This window comes from Streptomyces neyagawaensis, from assembly GCF_023516595.1.
In the GTDB taxonomy this organism is placed as follows: Bacteria; Actinomycetota; Actinomycetes; order Streptomycetales; family Streptomycetaceae; genus Streptomyces; species Streptomyces neyagawaensis.
Genome location: NZ_JAMGBG010000088.1, coordinates 1 through 17214 on the forward strand (window position 1 = coordinate 1; position 17214 = coordinate 17214).

Sequence of the window (17214 nt, forward strand, 5' to 3'; positions counted from 1 at the left end):
CCCGCAGCCGTGCCGCCAGCTCCGACGCCCGCAGCCGTGAGGCCGGGGCCTTGGCCAGGCACTGCACGAGCAGCTGCCACAGCTCCTCGGGGATGCCGGGCAGGGGGACCACCGTCTCGGTCACATGGCGGCGCAGCACCGCGCCGGGGTGGCCCCCGCCGAACGGGGTGAAGCCCGCCAGCAGCTCGTACAGGACCGTCGCGAGGGCGTAGATGTCCACGGCCGCCCTGGGCGGCAGGCCCTCGACGATCTCGGGCGCGAGGTAGTCCGGCGTTCCGATGATCTTCGTGGCGCGGGTGCGCCGCGGCGAGTCGATCAGCTTCGCGACGCCGAAGTCGGTCAGCAGCGCCGGGTGGGAGCCGCCGGGGCCGAGGGGGCCCTGCATGTCCAGCAGCACGTTCTCCGGCTTGACGTCGCGGTGCACGATCCCGGCCGCGTGGGCCGCCGCGAGGCCGTCGGCGACGTCGGCCACTATGGCGACGGCCGCCTCGGGGGCCATACGGCGCTCCCGGTCCAGCCGGGTGCGCAGATCGGTGCCCCGGACGAGGTCCATGACGAGGGCGAGGTCGTTGCCGTCGACGACGAGGTCGCGCACGGACACCACGTTCGGGTGGTCGAGACCCAGCAGCGCCGTGCGCTCCTGGACGAAGCGGCTGACGAGCTCCTGGTCGGACGAGAGGTCCTCGCGCAGCAGCTTGATCGCGACGGGGCCCTCGGGTCCCTCACCCAGCCACACCGTGCCGGCGCTGCCCCGCCCCAGAATCTGGTTCGCGGTGTACCGGCTTCCGATCTTCCGTCCCAAGACTGCTCCTACAGGCCGCGTGTTGGCGACAAAGCTACGCGCCCCAGGAGCCAACCTTCACCGCCGAGGCGGAAATCGCCCCTCAGATGTCGACAAATCCCCAACCTTGGTGACCGGCCGACGCTCGGCCGGTCAGTGGTCGATCATCGAGCGGCGGCGGGCGTCACTGGCCGGAACCGGAGCCTCCGGAACCGGAGCCGGAGTCGCCCAGCTCGCCGATCCACTTGGTCGCCGTGTCGAACCAGTCCGTCAGCTGCTCCCAGTAGCCCTTGCCCGTGCCGATCCACCCCTGGAGTGGGGTGAACTCCCAGATCAGCCAGCCACCGACGAAGAGGAGGACGATCATGAAGAGGCAGCCCTTGAGGCAGCCGAGCCCCGGGATCCGCATGGGGTTGGCGCTGCGCTGACGCGGCTCGCGCGGCGGCCTCGGCTCCCGCTGCGGGCGCGGCGCGGGCTGCTGCGGCTGCGGGGCGGGCGCGTACCGCTGCGGCTGCTGATGCTGCGGAGCGGGGGCGTACGGCTGGTGCTGCTGCTGCGGCTGGCCGTAGCCCGGGGCGGGCTGCTGAGGGCGGCGCTGCTGGCGCTGCTGCCCGCGCGGCGGCTGCTGCGGCTGCGGGGGCTGCTGCGGCCGCTGGGCCTGCCGCTGGGGGCGGCGGCGCAGCGGGTCCTCGCCGGGGTCGAGGTACTGGATCTGGGTCTGTTCGTTGCGGTCGCGAGCCGCGCGCAGCTGGTTCTGCCAGGGGTGCGGCTCCTCCGGTCGCGGCCCTGCCGGGTCGTGCGGCGGCACGGGCGGCATGACGGCGGTCGGGTCGGCCCCACCGGTCTGCGGGAGGACGGCGGTGGGGTCGGCCGCACCCACGGGCTGGTTGCCGGGACCCGAGGTGTGCGGGAGCACGCTGGTCGCCGCGTTCGGGTCGTACGAGCCGGCGCCGTGCGGCAGCACCTGAGTCGCGTCGGACGAGCCGAACGGCTCCGGGGCGCCACCCGGTACCGGCGCGGGGGCCGGGTCGGGGAGGAGGAGGTGGCCGACGCCCTCGGCGGCGGCGATCTGGAGGGAGTTGGCGTGCACACCGACGCCCTCGGCGACGACGCGGAGCGCGCGGGCGAGGTTGACGGCGCTGGGCCGTTCGTCGGGGTTCTTGCGCAGACAGCGCTCGATGACCGTCCACAGCGGGTCGGGGACGGTGGAGGGACGGCGCGGTTCGGCACTGAGGTGCTGGTGCAGCACTTCGAGAGCGCTCTGGCCGGCGAACGGCGGGCGTCCGGTGACCAGTTCGTAGAGCAGGATGCCGGCGCCGTAGATGTCGACGGCGGAGGTCTGCGGGCGGCCCTCGGCGGACTCGGGGGCGACGTACGCGGGCGTGCCGACGAACTCGCTGGTCCGGGTCAGGCCCGGGGAGTCGGCGAGACGGGCGATACCGAAGTCGGTCAGCATCGGGTGCATCTGGCCCGCGTCCTGCTGGAGCAGCACGTTGGCGGGCTTCAGGTCGCGGTGGACGACTCCGTCGGTGTGGCTGGCGGCGAGCGCGTCGGCGATCTGCGCGGTGAGCAGCGCGGCGGCGACGGGCGTGAACGGGCCGTTCTCGCGCAGGTAGAGGTGCAGGTCCGGGCCGTCGATCAGGTCCATGACGAGGGCCAGGAGGTCGCCCTCGACGACGAGGTCGCGCACCCGGACGATGTTCGGGTGGGTGAGCCTGAGGAGGACGGAGCGCTCCCGCAGGAACCGCATCACGATGTCCGGGTCGCCGGCGAGCTCCTCCTTGAGGACCTTGATCGCCACGGTCTCCCCGGGGTGGCCCGGCACGGCCGCCTCGGCGCCCGCCGTCTCCCGCTGGCGGGCGCGCCAGACGGTGCCTGTGGCGCCGCGTCCCAGCGGCTCCTCAAGGAGGTACTTGCTCCCTACCGGCCGCACGTCATGCGCTCCCTGCTGCTTGCTTGCCCGACCCTGTCCCGCGGGTGTTCCGACCCACTGTAGTGCGGCCATCCCCGGGACCAGGGGTCCTGTCGTCCTGCGCCTGCTGTGGCTTGCTCTGGTTGCTCTGTGTTCCCTGCCGTCCCGCGTACGCGGATACGTACGGGTTCCCCCGCACGTTCGATGGAAAGACGCTCTTCCCCAGGCGCTCGGTTGCCCAAATCGGGCGCGGGACAGACGTGACCGATCTCAAGTGATCAATTGGCGGGCACTGGTCAGGCACTTTTGGGGGCAGAGCCGACCAATCAAGATCACTTGGCGCCGGGCGGCGGGCGTGTTGTCGGCCGCAGGTGCGAGGATGCCTCCAGTACTGGCCGACGTGCCCGTGAGCGGTGGGGGAAGTCTGCGGTGGGGACCGCGCAGTCTCGTCCTCGTCGTCGCGGGTGCCCGCGCGGAAGGGACCGCAGACGGCGATGCAGATCCGGCTGACCGTCGTAGACCCGCTGGGACCGACCTCGGAGCCGCGAGGACGCGCCACGGCCTGCGACGTGCTGGTCACGGCGCCCGCGGGGACGGCTCTCGCCGCCGTGGCGTCGGGCCTCGCCTCCGCGGTCGGGGACGGCGGCGCCGCGCAGCCGGAGCGCGGCCGGGAGGCGGGCGGCCAGGTCGTGCTGTACGCGGGCGCCGAGCGCCTCGACGTCCAGCGCTGCACCCTCGGCGAGCCGCCCCTGATCGACGGTGCCGTGCTCTCCCTCGGCGCCCCCTCCGAGCCGGGCCCCGAGGTCGACGAGGCCGCCGCCCAGCTGCATGTCGTGGCCGGGCCCGACGCCGGCGGTGTCCATCTGCTGCACGGCGGCAAGATCCACATCGGCCGCTCCGCCGACGCCGACGTCCCCTTGGACGACCCCGACGTCTCCCGCCTCCACTGCGCGGTCACCCTCTCCTCCGACGGCCGCGTCACCGTCGTCGACCTCGGCTCCACCAACGGCACCACGCTCGACGGCGAGCACGTCGGCGACCGCCCCGTCCGCCTCGCGCCGGGCGCGCTGCTGCGGATCGGCGAGTCGGCCCTCCGCCTGGCCTCCTCCTCCGGCACCCGCGGCGTCGCGACCACACCCGACGGCGAGGGCCACGTCCGGGTGACCGTGGCGGCCGAGGGCGGCACGGGCCCCGGGGGCGCCTCCGGGGGTGACGGCGCCGGGGAGTCGGCACGGGCCGCCGGGCAGGGGCGTACGGGGCAGAGGACGGAGCAGAGGCTGGTGCCCGGGCAGGGCGGGGCACCGGGGATCGAGCGGGCGGCGGGAGCGGCGGGGTTCGCGGGCGGGCCCGGGTCCGTGTCCGGCGGCCGGGGTGCGGGGCAGGAGGGCGCGGCCGGGGGCTTCGGCGGCGCCGACGGTGCCCACGACCACGGCTCGCACGGCTCCCACGGGGGCGGTTCCGGGGACTCGCGCGCGTCGCACCGGCCCGGCGGTCACGAGGGTCCGGGCGGCGGGGGCGGCACCGTCGACCTACCGGCGCAGCGGGGGTACGGCGAACCCGGCGACCTCCACGGGTCCGGTGCGTCCGGCGGAGCCGGTGCATACGGCGGATCCAGCTCGCCCGGCGCGTTCGGCGCACCCGGTGACCTCGGTGAGGGCGCCGACACCCTGGGGCCCGCCGGTTCCGGCACCCGCAAGGGCACGCCCCTGCGGGGCACCGAGGTGCCGCGCGGGGTGCGCAAGCGGGGCGGGTTCGGGGCCTGGGCGCGCCGGCTGGCCGGGGGGCGCGGACAGACGGGGGCGGAGCACGACCCGTACGAGTACGACACGGAGTACGACGAGGACGAGCGCGGCGCCCTGGCGTCCCTGCTCCCCGCCGGGGGCGCGCGGCTGCCGGAGACCTGGCCGGACCCCGCCGCGCTGCTGCTGACCGCGCTGGGCCCCGGGCCCCGGCTGTGGGAGCGGGGGCCGGGCCACCCGGAGGCGCTGTCGGTGCGGCTGGGCACGGCCGACCGGGCCACGCCGGACGGCTCGGGGCTGCTTCCGGCGGTGCCCGTGACCACCGGGCTGCGCGAGGTCGGCGCGCTGGGACTGGCCGGGCCGCGCCCGCGTCTGATGGGCCTGGCCCGTGCCGTCGTGGCCCAGCTCGCCGCGCTGCACTCCCCCGACACCCTCGAACTGACCCTGATCAGCGCCGACCGTTCCCGCCCCGCCAAGGAGCGCACCGCCGACTGGTCCTGGCTCGGCTGGCTCCCCCACCTGCGCCCCGCCCACGGCCAGGACTGCCGTCTCCTCCTCGCCTACGACCGCGAACAGGCCACGGCCCGGCTGGACGAGCTGCTGCGCCGCCTCGAGGACCACGCGGCGGACACGGCGGGCAAGCCGGGCACGGCGGACCCCGCGGGCCCCGGCGCCGACGACATGCCCGGCGGACGCCCCGCCCGGCGGCCCTCGTGGGCCAAGGACGACCGGGCGGCAGACGGCTTCCCGGGGCCGTACACGGTGGTGGTCGTCGACGGGGACCCCGGCGGTGCGGATGTGCGGGAGGCCGTGGTGCGGCTGGCGCAGGACGGGCCGGCCGCCGGGATCCATGTGGTGTGCCTCGCCGAGGTGGAGGCCGCGTCGCCCGCGTCGCCGGTGACGGAGACGTACGGGGCGGCCTGCGCGATCTCGCCCGCGTTCCGCGCGTGCGGGGCCGTCGCCCTGCTGAGCGGGGACGTCGCCACGGCGCTGCGGCTGCTGCGTGTCGCGCCGGGGCAGACCGCCGCGAGCGCCCCCACCGGCGGCGTCGCGGCTCAGGCCCCGGCGTCCGCGTCGACGTCGGCGCGGGGCGGATCCGTGCGGGGTGGGGCCGAGCCGGGTGGGGCCGAGCGCCACGACCCGGTGGAGCACGCGCGCGGGGACGGGCGGCGGGTCGGCTCCGAGGCCGTGCCGAGCGGTTCCCGTTCCGACCGCCCCGGTGATCCGGGCCAGCCCGGCCGTCCGGCCCGCCCCGAACACTCCGGCCGTACCGGCGGGGCGGACTCCGGTTCCATGGGCCGTACGCACCCGCACATCGACCTCACGGGGGCCGTGGGGGCGGTCGGGTCCGTCGCGGACGAGCGCGGGCGCCCCGGCGGCCACACCGACCGGCCCTCACCCGACCCGAACCCGCCGGGACTGCTCAACCACGGCACGGTGGCCACGCTGGACGCGGTGTCCGCGGCGTGGGCGGAGCGGTTCGCGCGGGCGCTGGCACCCCTGCGCACGGACGGTCCGGCCGGGGACCGGCAGACGCGCGTGTCGGCGCCGCTGCCGCAGTCGGCGCGGCTGCTGGACGAGTTGGGGCTGGCGCGGGCCACCCCGGCGTCGCTGATGGCCCGTTGGGCGGACGCCGCCGACGACACGACGGCGCTCGGCGGCCGGGCCTGGGCCGTGCTCGGCGCGGGACCGCGCGGGCCGGTGTCCGTGGACCTCGTGGCCGAGGGCCCGCATCTGCTGATCGAGGGGCCCGTGGGCAGCGGGCGTACGGAGTTGCTGCGGTCCGTCGCCGCGTCCCTCGCCGCCGCCGAGCGGCCCGACCGGCTGGGCATCGCCCTGGTGGACGGGCGGGACGGGAGCGGCGGCACCGATCCCGGCGGGGCGGCCGGGCGCAGCGGGGAGGGACTGGGCGTCTGTACGGACCTGCCGCACGTGGGCACGCATCTCATGGCCAACGACCCGGTCCGGATGCGGGAGTTCGCGCAGTCGCTGAGCGCCGAGCTGAAACGGCGGTCGGAGCTGCTGGGCGGGCTCGGCTTCGCGGAGTGGCACACCCGGCGTGAGGTGTCGGGCCGGATCGTCCCCCAGCGTTCGGCGAGATCGGTCTCCCGGACCGCGCCGGGCACGCCCGGTTCTCCGGCTACCGCCGGGACGGCGGACGGCGGCCCGGACGGCACGGGGTCACCCGGCCGCGTGCCGACGGGAGCCGGGACCACCGGTGGTGGCGTGACCGGTGGTGGCATGGCAGGTGGTGGCGCGACCGGTGGCGGCAGCCCGGCCGGAGGGGGTGGCCCGGCCGGAGGGGGTGGCCTCGCCGATCGGGTGTCGGCCGCCGGGGGTGCCGCCGATCTCGACTCGTCGTCCAGTTCCACGCTGCGGCTGCGGCCGGGCACGGGGCGCAGGGCCGCCGAGCAGGACGGGCAGCCGGGCGGAAGGGGCACCGAACTGCCGCGGCTCGTCGTGATCGTCGACGACCTCGACGCGCTGCTGTCGCCGCCGCTGGGTTCCACGGGCCGGCCGGCCGCCGGGTCGGTCGTACGGGCCTTGGAGGCCGTGGCCCGGGAGGGCGAGCGGCTCGGTGTGCATCTTGTGGCCGCCGGTGCGGGGGGCCGGGTCGGCGAGAGCGAGCTGGGTCGGGCGGCCGGGGCCCGGATCGTCCTCAGCACGCCGCTGCCGGGGCCGGACGAACCGTCACCCGGCCGGGGCGAGTTGGTCACGCGGGGGCGTACGACCCCCACCCCGTTCCAGGCGGGCCGGGTGACGGGACGCATCCCCCGCACGGCCACCCTGCGGCCCACCGTCGTCCCGGTCGACTGGGCCCGCATGGGCGACCCACCGACCCGCCGCCCCGTCCGTGAACTGGGCAACGGCCCCACGGACCTGGCCCTCCTCGCCAGCGCACTCGACCGCGCGGCGAAAGAGGTCTCGGCGACGGAGGTTCCGTCCCTGCTGTAGTCCTCGGGTGACAGGGCGGGGCGGGGTCGGACCGCTCGGCCCTGCGCCCCCGAGGTGCCGCCCCGCCCACCCGTGCCGCCCCGCGGCACGACTGCCCGCAGCTGGGAAGTGCTTCCTTCGCAGCCAAGGGACGCGCCCCAGTGGGCGCAGGGAACTGCGCGGGCAACCACGGCACCACCCGCGCCCGCCACTCACCCAGCCACCCCCACGGCGATCAGGCGCCCCACCCCTCCGTTTCCTACCCATGGTCACGACGCGGTCACGATCAGGGAGTTGAGGGGGCAGGCGCTCTTGCCGCCCCCTGGCGCGCGGCGTAGACCAGAGCGCACGGGACAGCGCTTCTACGTTCGACGACGCACGGAGAACGGGGTCAGTGATGCGCAGCATGCTTCGTACACGCAACACGAGGACCAAGCACGATGCCTTAGCCGCACCCAGGTCCAAGTCCAGTTCCAGTTCCAGTTCCAGTTCCAGTTCCAGGTCCAGGTCCAGTTCCAGGTCCAGGTCCAGGTCCAGGTCCACGACCAGAGCTCTCGCCGCCCTCGCCGCGGCCCTCCTCGCCGTCTCCCTCTCCGCCTGCGGCGGGGACGACGGCGGTGACGACGGCGACAAGGGGACCGGCGGCGACGGCGGCAAGCCCACCGTCCAACTCCCCAAGCTCGAAGGCCAGAAGCTGGAGGTCGCGGCCGTCTTCACCGGCCCGGAGCTGGACAACTTCCAGAAGGTGCTGGACGAGTTCGAGAAACGCACCGGCGCCACGGTGAGCTTCGTACCGACCGGCAACAACACCTCCACCTTCCTCGGTACGAAGATCGAGGGCGGCAAGCCACCGGACGTGGCGTTCCTGCCGCAGGTCGGCGTACTGCACCAGTTCGCCGAGAAGGGCTGGATCAAACCGCTCGGCAGCGAGGCCCTGGCCCAGCTCGACAAGAACTTCTCGGACGGCTGGAAGGACCTGGGCGCGTACAAGGGCAAGCAGTACGGCGTGTACGCGAAGGCCGCCAACAAGTCCCTCATCTGGTACAACAGCGCGGCCTTCGAGGCGGCCGGCGTCACCGAGGAGCCCAAGACCTGGGACGAGTTCCTCCAGACGGCGCAGACACTGTCCGACGCGGGCTCCCCGGCCGTCTCCATCGGCGGCGCCGACGGCTGGACGCTCACCGACTGGTTCGAGAACGTCTATCTCTCGCAGGCCGGCCCCGAGAAGTACGACCAGTTGGCCAAGCACGAGATCAAGTGGACGGACCCCTCCGTCAAGGAGGCCCTCACCACCCTCGCCGAGCTGTGGGGCAAGGACGAGCTGATCGCGGGCGGGGCGTCCGGCGCCCTCCAGACGGAGTACCCGAAGTCGATCACGCAGACGTTCAGCGGTGACACCCCGGCCGGCATGGTCTTCGAGGGCGACTTCGTGGCGGTCACCATCAACGGCGACACCGACGCGAAGATCGGCTCGGACGCCAAGGTCTTCCCGTTCCCGGCGGTCGGCGACGCCTCCCCGGTGGTCACCGGCGGCGACGCGGCGGTGGCGCTGAAGGACGGCAAGGGCGCGCAGGCGCTGCTCACCTTCCTCGCCTCGACCGACGCGGCGGAGATCTGGGCGGCGCAGGGCGGCTTCCTCTCCCCCAACAAGGAGATGGACCAGGGAAGTTACAAGGACGACGTCACCCGGGAGATCGCCAAGGCGTTGCTCGCGGCGGGCGACGACTTCCGCTTCGACATGTCCGACCAGGCGCCCGCGGCGTTCGGCGGCACCCAGGGCGTCGGCGAGTGGAAGGACCTCCAGGACTTCCTGAAGAGCCCCGACGACGTGGTCGGCGCCCAGAAGAAGCTGGAGAAGGACGCGGCCAAGGCCTACGGGAACGGCTGACGCCCGTCATGTCGTCCGCCGTGGCGAAGACGGCGGAGGGTGCCGGCGCGCTGCCGACACCCCCCGCCGCACCGCGCAAGAGCGTGACGGGCACCCGGCTGTGGGTGGCGGTGCTGTTCCTGCTGCCCGCGCTGGTGCTGCTCGGCGCGCTCGTGGTCTACCCGATCGGGTACTCGGTCTGGCGGAGCCTGTTCGACGCGAGCGGCTCGGGCTTCGTCGGCCTCGACAACTACGCGGAGATCTTCACCGACGACGCCACCCTCGTCGCCGTCCGCAACACCGCGATCTGGGTGGCGGTGGCCCCGGCCCTGGTCACCGCGCTCGGTCTGATCTTCGCGGTGCTGACGGAACGGGTGCGCTGGGGAACGGCGTTCAAGCTGATCGTCTTCATGCCGATGGCGATCTCGATGCTGGCCGCGGGCATCATCTTCCGACTGGTGTACGAGCAGGACCCGGACCAGGGGGTCGCGAACGCGGTCGTGACGTCCGTGCACGACGTGTTCGCCGACGAGTCCGTGTATCCGAAGGCGCGCCCCAACACCCAGGTCAGCGATCTGCGGCCGTCCGGCGGCGGGTCGTTCACCACGGAGGGCGCCGTCCGCGCGGGCACCCCGGCGCTGCTGCCGCTCGTCGGTATCGCCCCGAACCGGCTGCCGGGCGACCCCGAGGACGCGAAGGCACCCACCGGGAACGGTGTCACCGGGACCGTCTGGCTGGACTTCCGGCTCGGCGGCGGCGGTGAGAAGGGCGCCGTCGACCGGGGCGAGAAGGCGCTGGAGGGCGTCAAGGTGGAGGCGGTGAAGGACGGGAAGGTCGTCGCCACCGCGACCAGCGGCACCGACGGCACGTTCCGTCTGCCGGAGTCGGCCGACGGGTCCCGACTGCGGCTGCCGGGCTCGAACTTCGCGGCGCCGTACAACGGCATCGACTGGCTCGGCCCGACCCTGGTGACACCGGCCGTCATCGGCTCGTACGTCTGGATGTGGGCCGGGTTCGCGATGGTGCTGATCGCGGCCGGGCTGGCCGGTGTCGACCGGAACCTGCTGGAGGCGGCGCGGGTGGACGGGGCGAACGAGTGGCAGGTGTTCCGCCGGATCACGGTGCCGCTGCTCGCGCCGGTCCTGGTCGTCGTCCTCGTCACGCTGATGATCAACGTGATGAAGATCTTCGACCTCGTCTACATCATCGCGCCGCAGCCGACCCAGGACGAGGCCAACGTCCTCGCCCTGCAGCTCTACTTGGCGTCGTACGGCGGCGGGGGCGACTTCGGGCTGGGCAGCGCGATCGGTGTGGTGCTGCTGCTGCTCGTGCTGCCGGTGATGTGGGTCAACATCCGGCGACTGCGGAAGGAGCGCCAGCGGTGACCGCCCTCGAAACCCCGGCCCCGGCGCCGGCTCCGAAGAACCCCGCGCCCGAGAACCCCGCACGTGCCGGGCGCTCGCTCGCCGCGCGGGTGGCGAGCGGTGCGGCGGGGGGCGCGCTGCGGATCTTCCTGCTGCTGGTGGCGCTGTTCTGGCTGGTGCCGACGTTCGGTCTGCTGGTGTCGTCGTTCCGCGACCCGACCGACATCGCCGAGTCGGGCTGGTGGAAGGTGTTCTCGGCGCCCGCCCAACTCACCACGAAGAGTTACGAGTCGCTCCTGGAGAACGACGGGATCACCGACGCGCTGTTCAACACGGTCTGGATCACGGTCCCGGCGACACTGCTCGTCGTCCTGATCGGCGCGATGGCCGGATACGCCTTCGCCTGGATGGACTTCAAGGGCCGGGACTGGTGGTTCATGGTCGTGGTGGGGCTGCTGGTGGTGCCGGTGCAGGTGGCGCTGATCCCACTGTCCGGGCTCTTCCGGGACCTCGGGATCTTCGGCGACATCATCGGTGTCGTCCTGTTCCACGTGGGCTTCGGACTGCCGTTCGCGATCTTCCTGCTGCGGAACTTCTTCGCGGAGATCCCGCGCGAACTGCTGGAGGCGGCGCGGCTGGACGGGGCGGGCGAGATACGGCTGTTCGCGACGGTGGTGCTGCCGCTGGCCGCACCGGCGCTCGCGTCCCTCGGGATCTTCCAGTTCCTGTGGGTGTGGAACGACATGCTGGTCGCGCTGGTCTTCTCCAGCTCCGGCTCCCAGCCCCTGACGGTGGCACTCCAGCAGCAGGTACGGCAGTTCGGCAGCAACATCGAGGTGCTCGCGCCGGGCGCGTTCATCTCGATGGTGATCCCGCTGGCCGTGTTCTTCGCGTTCCAGAAGCAGTTCGTGTCGGGGGTGATGGCGGGGGCGGTGAAGTAAGAGGCCGGCACGCTCCGCTTCGTGGGCCGGGAGGGTGCGTCGGCGGGTGCGGGTGCGTTGTGGCTGGTCGCGCAGTTCCCCGCGCCCCTGAAAAGCGGCCGGGGCTGCGCCCCGTGCTTTTCAGGACGAAGGCTGGGCCGCAGGCCCAAGCCTTCAGGGGCGCGGCGAACTGCGCGAGCAACCACCGCACCACCCGCGCCCGGAAACGCATCGACGCGCCCCCCACCCACGCAGATTCCCCCGTATGGAACATGCACCGTAACCAAATCATCCCATCGGCCGTTTCCGGGCAGTATGCCGCGCCGACCCATGGATGTCCCCCTTGCCCAGGTTCAGTGTCATCGTCCCCGCGTACAAGGTTCAGGCGTACCTGCACGAATGCCTGGATTCCGTGCTGTCCCAGTCCTTCACCGACCTCGAACTGATCGTCGTCGACGACGCCTCCCCCGACGGCTGCGGGGCGATCGCCGATGAGGTCGCGGCCCGTGACCCCCGCGTCCGACGCCCCGTACGGCTACGGGAGAACGCCGGGCCGGGTGCCGCCCGCAACAAGGGGATGGAGCTCGCCAGGGGCGACTACCTCCTCTTCCTCGACGGCGACGACACGCTCGCACCGGACGCGCTCCAGTCGATCGCCGACCGCGTCAAGGAGACCGGTGAACCGGACGTCCTCGTCCATGACTTCACCGGCACGACCTGGGCGGGGCTGCCCGTCCGCGCCGAGCACGACCGCCGGCTCACCGAGGCGGGCTCGGCACCGTTCCGCCTCGACGACCGCCCCGGTCTGCTGAACGTCCGCCCGGCCGCGTGGAACAAGGCGTACCGGCGGGAGTTCGTGGAGGACCACGGCTTCCGCTTCCCGCCCGGGATCCACGAGGACACCGTGTGGACGTACCAGGTGCTGATGGCCGCCGAGTCCGTCGCCACGCTCGACCGGGTGTGCGTCCATGTCCGCAGGCGCCGCCACGGCGGTCTCCTCGACCGGACCACCCGCGCGCACTTCGACGTGTTCGAGCAGTACGACCGGCTGTTCGCGTACGTCGCCGAGCGGCCGGAACTGGCCGTGTGGCGTCCGTTGCTGTTCCGCCGCATGGTCGACCACCTCACCGCGGTGTTCTCCCGGCGTGACCGGCTCCCGCGCGCCGCGCGCGCCGAGTTCCTGCGCACCGTGCGCGCGTACTGCGCCCGCTACCGCACCCCGGGCGCCCCGCTGCGCGCCCGCGCCCGCCTCCGGCACCTGCTGCTGCGGCTGGGCAGCCCCCGTCTGTACGGCGCGCTGGGGGCCCCGGCCCGCGCGGGCCGGGGCGCGGCCGGGCTGGCGCGGGGCCTGGGCCGGCTGGTCCGGGGCGGCGGGCTCCGCCTGCACTACCGCCTCCAGCGGCTGCTGCCGCTGCGGGCCGACCGGGCCGTGTTCGCCGCGTACGACGGCCGCGGCTATGTGTGCAACCCGGCGGCGCTGGAGAACGCGTTCCGCACGTTCGTGCCGGGCATGCGCACCTCATGGGTGGCCCGGCCGGAGCACCACCACACCCTGCCGGTGGCGACCCGGCGGGTACGGCCCGGCTCGATGGCGTACTGGACGGCGCTGGCCCGCTCCACGTACCTCGTCAGCAACGTCGACTTCGACCGGCGGCTGGTCAAGCGGGACGGGCAGGTGCTGGTGCAGACCCGGCACGGCACACCGCTCAAGCACATGGGCCTCGACCTCCAGGACCGTCCGGCGGCCGCGCGCGGCACGGACTTCGAGGCGGCGCTGCGGGGCAGCGACGAGTGGGACTACGTCCTGTCCGGCAACCGCCACTCCACCCTCGTCTGGGAGCGGGTCCACCCGTCCCCGTACACGACCCTCGAGTACGGTGCGCCGCGCAACGACGTGCTGCTGCGGGCCACCTCCGCGGATGTGGCGCGGATCCGCGAGCACCTCGGGATCCCGGAGGGCGCGGTCGCCGTGCTGTACGCCCCCACGCACCGCGACTACCGCCACTCGCAGCGCGCCCACCTGGACCTGGAGCGGGTGCTGCGCAAGCTCGGGCCGCGCTTCGTGGTCCTCGCCCGCGCACACCACGCGTACGACGCGCCCCTGACGGACCTCGCGCACGGGCGGCTGCTGGACGTCACCGGGTATCCCAGCGTCGAAGGCCTGTGCCTGGCGTCCGACGCGCTCGTCACGGACTACTCGTCCGTGATGTTCGACTACGCCAATCTCGACCGGCCGATCGTGATCCACGCGGAGGACTGGGAGGCGTACGAGGCGGCGCGGGGGACGTACTTCGACCTGCGGTCGTTCCCGCCGGGCGCGGTGGCGCGCAGCGAGGACGAGCTGATCGACATCTTCGCGACGGGGCACTGGCGGGGGTCGCGGTCGGCGCAGCTGCGGACGGCGTTCCGGGAGCGGTTCTGCCAGTTCGACGACGGGAGGGCGGCGGAGCGGGTGGTACGCCGGGTCGTGCTCGGGGAGGCGGAGGTCCCGCCGATCGTGCCGCTCGACGAACGCCGGCCCGCGCCGTCGGCGACGGCCGGCCGCGACGCGTCGCCCCTGGCGTCCGTACCGGGCCAGTCCCGCTCGGGCGCGGACGACGCATTGCGCACGTAGGGGTCACGTCGGGGTTCGTCGGCGAGTGCGGGTGGGTGGGGGTTTCTCGCGCCCACGCGGCGGAGCCGCATGTGTCACCGCCCCGCGCCCCTGGAGAGCTGGGCCTGCGACCCGCCCTTCTTCCTGAAAAGCACGGGGCGCAGCCCCGAGCGCTTTTCAGGGGCGCGGGGAACTGCGCGAACGGCCCCCACCCACCCGCACCCGCCCACGCACCCCCGGCCCCACCCCCTGGGCGCCCCCCGACCCCGAAAGGACAGAATGCCCCGCTTCAGCGTCATCGTCCCCGTGTTCAAGGTCCGGGGCTTCCTGCGCGAGTGCCTCGACTCGGTGCTGGAGCAGTCGTACCGGGACCTGGAGGTCATCGCCGTCGACGACTGCTCGCCGGACGGCAGCGGCGACATCCTCGACGCGTACGCCGCCCGCGACCCGCGCGTGCGGGTGCTGCGTCTGCCGGCGAACGTGGGCCTCGGGCGCGCCCGCAACGCGGGCCTGCCGTACGCCACCGGGGACTTCGTCCTCTTCCTCGACAGCGACGACACCTTCACCCCGGGTGCCCTGCGCGCGCTGGCCGACCGGCTGGGCGAGGCGGGCGACCCGGATGTGCTGGTCTTCGACTACGCCCGCACGTACTGGTGGGGCGGCACGCGCCGCAACTCCCTCGCGCATGTGCTGAAGGACGTGGGGGCCGGCACGTTCACGGTGGCCGAGCACCCGGAGATCCTCGAACTGCTGATGGTGGTGTGGAACAAGGCGTACCGGCGGGAGTTCGTGGAGGCGCACGGCTTCCGGTTCCCGCCGGGCTACTACGAGGACACGCCGTGGACGTTCCCGGTGCTGCTGAGCGCCCGGCGGATCGCGACCCTGGACCGGATCTGCGTGGCGTACCGGCAGCGGCGGCAGGGCAACATCCTGTCCACCACGAGCCGCAGGCACTTCGATGTGCACGACCAGTACGAGCGGGTCTTCACGTTCCTCGACGCGCGGCCCGAGCTGGCGCGTTGGCGGCCGTTCCTGCGGCACAAGATGGCGGAGCACTGCCTGGACATCCTCGCCAAGCCGGACCGGGTGCCGGCGCGGGACAAGGGCGAGTTCTTCCGGCGGACGGCGGGGCTGTACCAGAAGTACCGCACGCCGGACGAGGTGCCGGTGGCGCCCGAGTTCCGGGTCCTGGAGGGCAGTTGGGCGGCCTGCCGGGTCCGGCGGCAGGCGGCCCGGCTCCGTACGGCGTTGACCGCGCGCGGCGAGCGGGTGCGGGCGGCGGGTGCCGAGCGGATCCGGCGGAGCCGGTCGCTGGTGCACGAGCGACTGCCGCTGGACCCGCGGCTCGCGCTGTACTCGGCGTTCTCGCACCGGGGCATGCTCGGTGACCCGGCGGCGGTCTACCGGGCGGCGCGTGAACTGGCCCCGCACATCCGGGGCGTGTGGGTGGTGCGGCCCGAGCTGGTGGGGAAGCTGCCGGTGGACGTCGAGTACGTGACGCCGGGCTCGCCCGAGTTCCTGCGGCTGGCCGCGCGGGCCGCGTTCTTCGTCAACAACGTGAACTGGCCGTCCACCCCGCGCAGGAGGCCGGGCAGTGTGTACATCCACACCCATCAGGGCACGCCCCTGAAGTTCATGGCCGCCGATCTGCTGCACAAGCCGGGGGCACGGCTCGGGGTGGATGTGCCGCGGATGCTGCGCCGCGCCGACCGCTGGGACTACAGCCTGGCCGCCAACCGGCACTCGGAGCTGGTGTGGAGCAGGGCATACCCGTGCGGGTTCGTGTCGCTGCGCACCGGCAGCCCGCGCAACGACGTGCTGGTGAACGCGGGGCCGGACAGCGGCGCGGCGGTCCGGGAGCGGCTCGGCATCCCGGCGGACCACACGGTCGTGCTCTACGCGCCCTCGCCGCGCGACTACCGGCGGGGCGGGCACGTCGAGCGTTTCGACCTGGCCCGGTTCGCGGAGGATCTGCGCCGGAGCCTGGGCGAGCGCCACACCCTCGTCGTGCGGTTGCATCCGTCGCTCGCGGACGGGCCGGCGCGCGGGTTCGGGCTCGCGGAGCTGCACCGGCGGGGCGTGCTGGTGGACGCGACGGACGAGCCGCACGTCGAGGAGGTGATGCTCGCCTCCGACGCCCTGGTCACGGACTACTCGGCCCTGATGTTCGACTACGCCAACCTGGACCGGCCGATCGTGATCCACGCGGACGACTGGGGGGCGTTCACGGCGAGCCGGGGCGCGTACCTCGACATCACGGCCGGGGGCCCCGGCCATGTGTCCCGTTCGTACCGTGAGCTTGCCTGGCTGTTCGACTCGGGGCAGTGGCGGGACGCGGAGTCGGCGCGGCTGCGGGCGGCGTTCCGGGAGCGGTACTGCGAGTTCGACGACGGGAAGGCCGCCGAGCGGGTGGTGCGGACGCTGATGCTGGGGGAGGCCGTGGCGACGGTGCCCGCCCCGAGCGCTCACCGCGCCTCGTCCCTCGTCTCGTCATGAGGGAGCGCGCGTTCACGGTCGGGGGGCGCGCGTTCACGATGAGGGCGCGTACGTGGGTGGGCTGCCGAGGGGTGCCGCCGGGAGCTGTGGCGGAAGGTGGACCAGCGGCCGGCGGCCGGGCAGACGGGCGGTCCGATCGCGCCGTTCACCTCGGCGCGGTTCCTGCGGATCTTCGAGGTGCGCCCCGGCTATCCGGTGCCGCTGATGGCGTTCGTGACGGTGTTCGGGGTGACGTGAGGGGTGTGGCTGGCGAGCGTGCTGATCGCGGCGGCCGGGGGCGTCCTCGCCTTCCTGGTGCTGCGCGCGGTGCGCGCCCCGGTCCCGGTGGCCCTCACCGGTCAGGCGCTCTCCTACGTGCTGCCGTGCGGGGCGACCGCCATGCGTCCCATGACGGAGGGGCTGCTGGCCCTGACGCCGGCGGCGTTGGCGGCGGGGGCGTGGGGGGTGCCTCTATGTCCTTCGTCAAGGCCCGGCTGGTCATGCGGTGGCTGCTTCGGGGAGCCGTGATTCGTAGAAGGTGCCGTCGCGGAGCATGGCGAACAGGACGCTGATGCGCTGCCGGGCGAGGCGGAGGAGGGCCTGGGTGTGGGTCTTTCCGCGGGCCCGGC

General features: G+C 73.8%; 8 protein-coding genes and 2 pseudogenes. 7 read left to right on the forward strand and 3 right to left on the reverse strand.

The window, feature by feature from the left end:
* Both M8J73_RS30630 and M8J73_RS30635 read right to left on the reverse strand, forming a co-directional pair.
* Positions 1–802 (reverse strand): serine/threonine-protein kinase (locus M8J73_RS30630; protein WP_249829321.1); only part of this gene is annotated, 802 nt, incomplete at its 3' end.
* 163 nt (positions 803–965) lie between these two features.
* Positions 966–2714 (reverse strand): serine/threonine-protein kinase, encoded by a 1749-nt coding sequence (locus tag M8J73_RS30635; protein WP_206187982.1) that lies wholly within the window; start codon positions 2712–2714, stop codon positions 966–968.
* Between the two features lie 473 nt (positions 2715–3187).
* On the opposite strand from M8J73_RS30635, the gene M8J73_RS30640 reads away from it, so the two are divergent.
* From M8J73_RS30640 to M8J73_RS30670, 7 genes and pseudogenes are all read left to right on the forward strand, one after another.
* Positions 3188–7387: an FHA domain-containing protein gene (locus tag M8J73_RS30640; RefSeq protein WP_249829322.1), complete on the forward strand. Its 4200-nt coding sequence runs from the start codon at positions 3188–3190 to the stop codon at positions 7385–7387.
* 385 nt (positions 7388–7772) lie between these two features.
* Positions 7773–9254, forward strand: coding sequence for an ABC transporter substrate-binding protein (locus M8J73_RS30645; protein ID WP_249829323.1), 1482 nt, complete (start codon positions 7773–7775; stop codon positions 9252–9254).
* Positions 9255–9262: 8 nt separating this feature from the next.
* Entirely contained in the window at positions 9263–10618 is a 1356-nt protein-coding gene (locus M8J73_RS30650) for a carbohydrate ABC transporter permease (protein WP_240500960.1), read from the forward strand.
* The gene (locus tag M8J73_RS30655) at positions 10615–11538 is read left to right on the forward strand and encodes a carbohydrate ABC transporter permease (protein WP_249829324.1); all 924 of its coding nucleotides are present in this window, start codon (positions 10615–10617) and stop codon (positions 11536–11538) included. Before M8J73_RS30650 ends, M8J73_RS30655 begins: the two co-directional genes overlap by 4 nt.
* A gap of 313 nt (positions 11539–11851) precedes the next feature.
* Positions 11852–14131 (forward strand): bifunctional glycosyltransferase/CDP-glycerol:glycerophosphate glycerophosphotransferase, encoded by a 2280-nt coding sequence (locus M8J73_RS30660; RefSeq protein ID WP_055539775.1) that lies wholly within the window; start codon positions 11852–11854, stop codon positions 14129–14131.
* 258 nt (positions 14132–14389) lie between these two features.
* Positions 14390–16606: a bifunctional glycosyltransferase/CDP-glycerol:glycerophosphate glycerophosphotransferase gene (locus M8J73_RS30665; protein ID WP_055539777.1), complete on the forward strand. Its 2217-nt coding sequence runs from the start codon at positions 14390–14392 to the stop codon at positions 16604–16606.
* Positions 16607–16672: 66 nt separating this feature from the next.
* Positions 16673–17074: pseudogene (locus M8J73_RS30670) on the forward strand (hypothetical protein); the annotation flags it as partial.
* A gap of 9 nt (positions 17075–17083) precedes the next feature.
* Here M8J73_RS30670 and M8J73_RS30675 read toward each other — a convergent pair.
* Positions 17084–17214: pseudogene (locus tag M8J73_RS30675) on the reverse strand (IS110 family transposase); the annotation flags it as partial.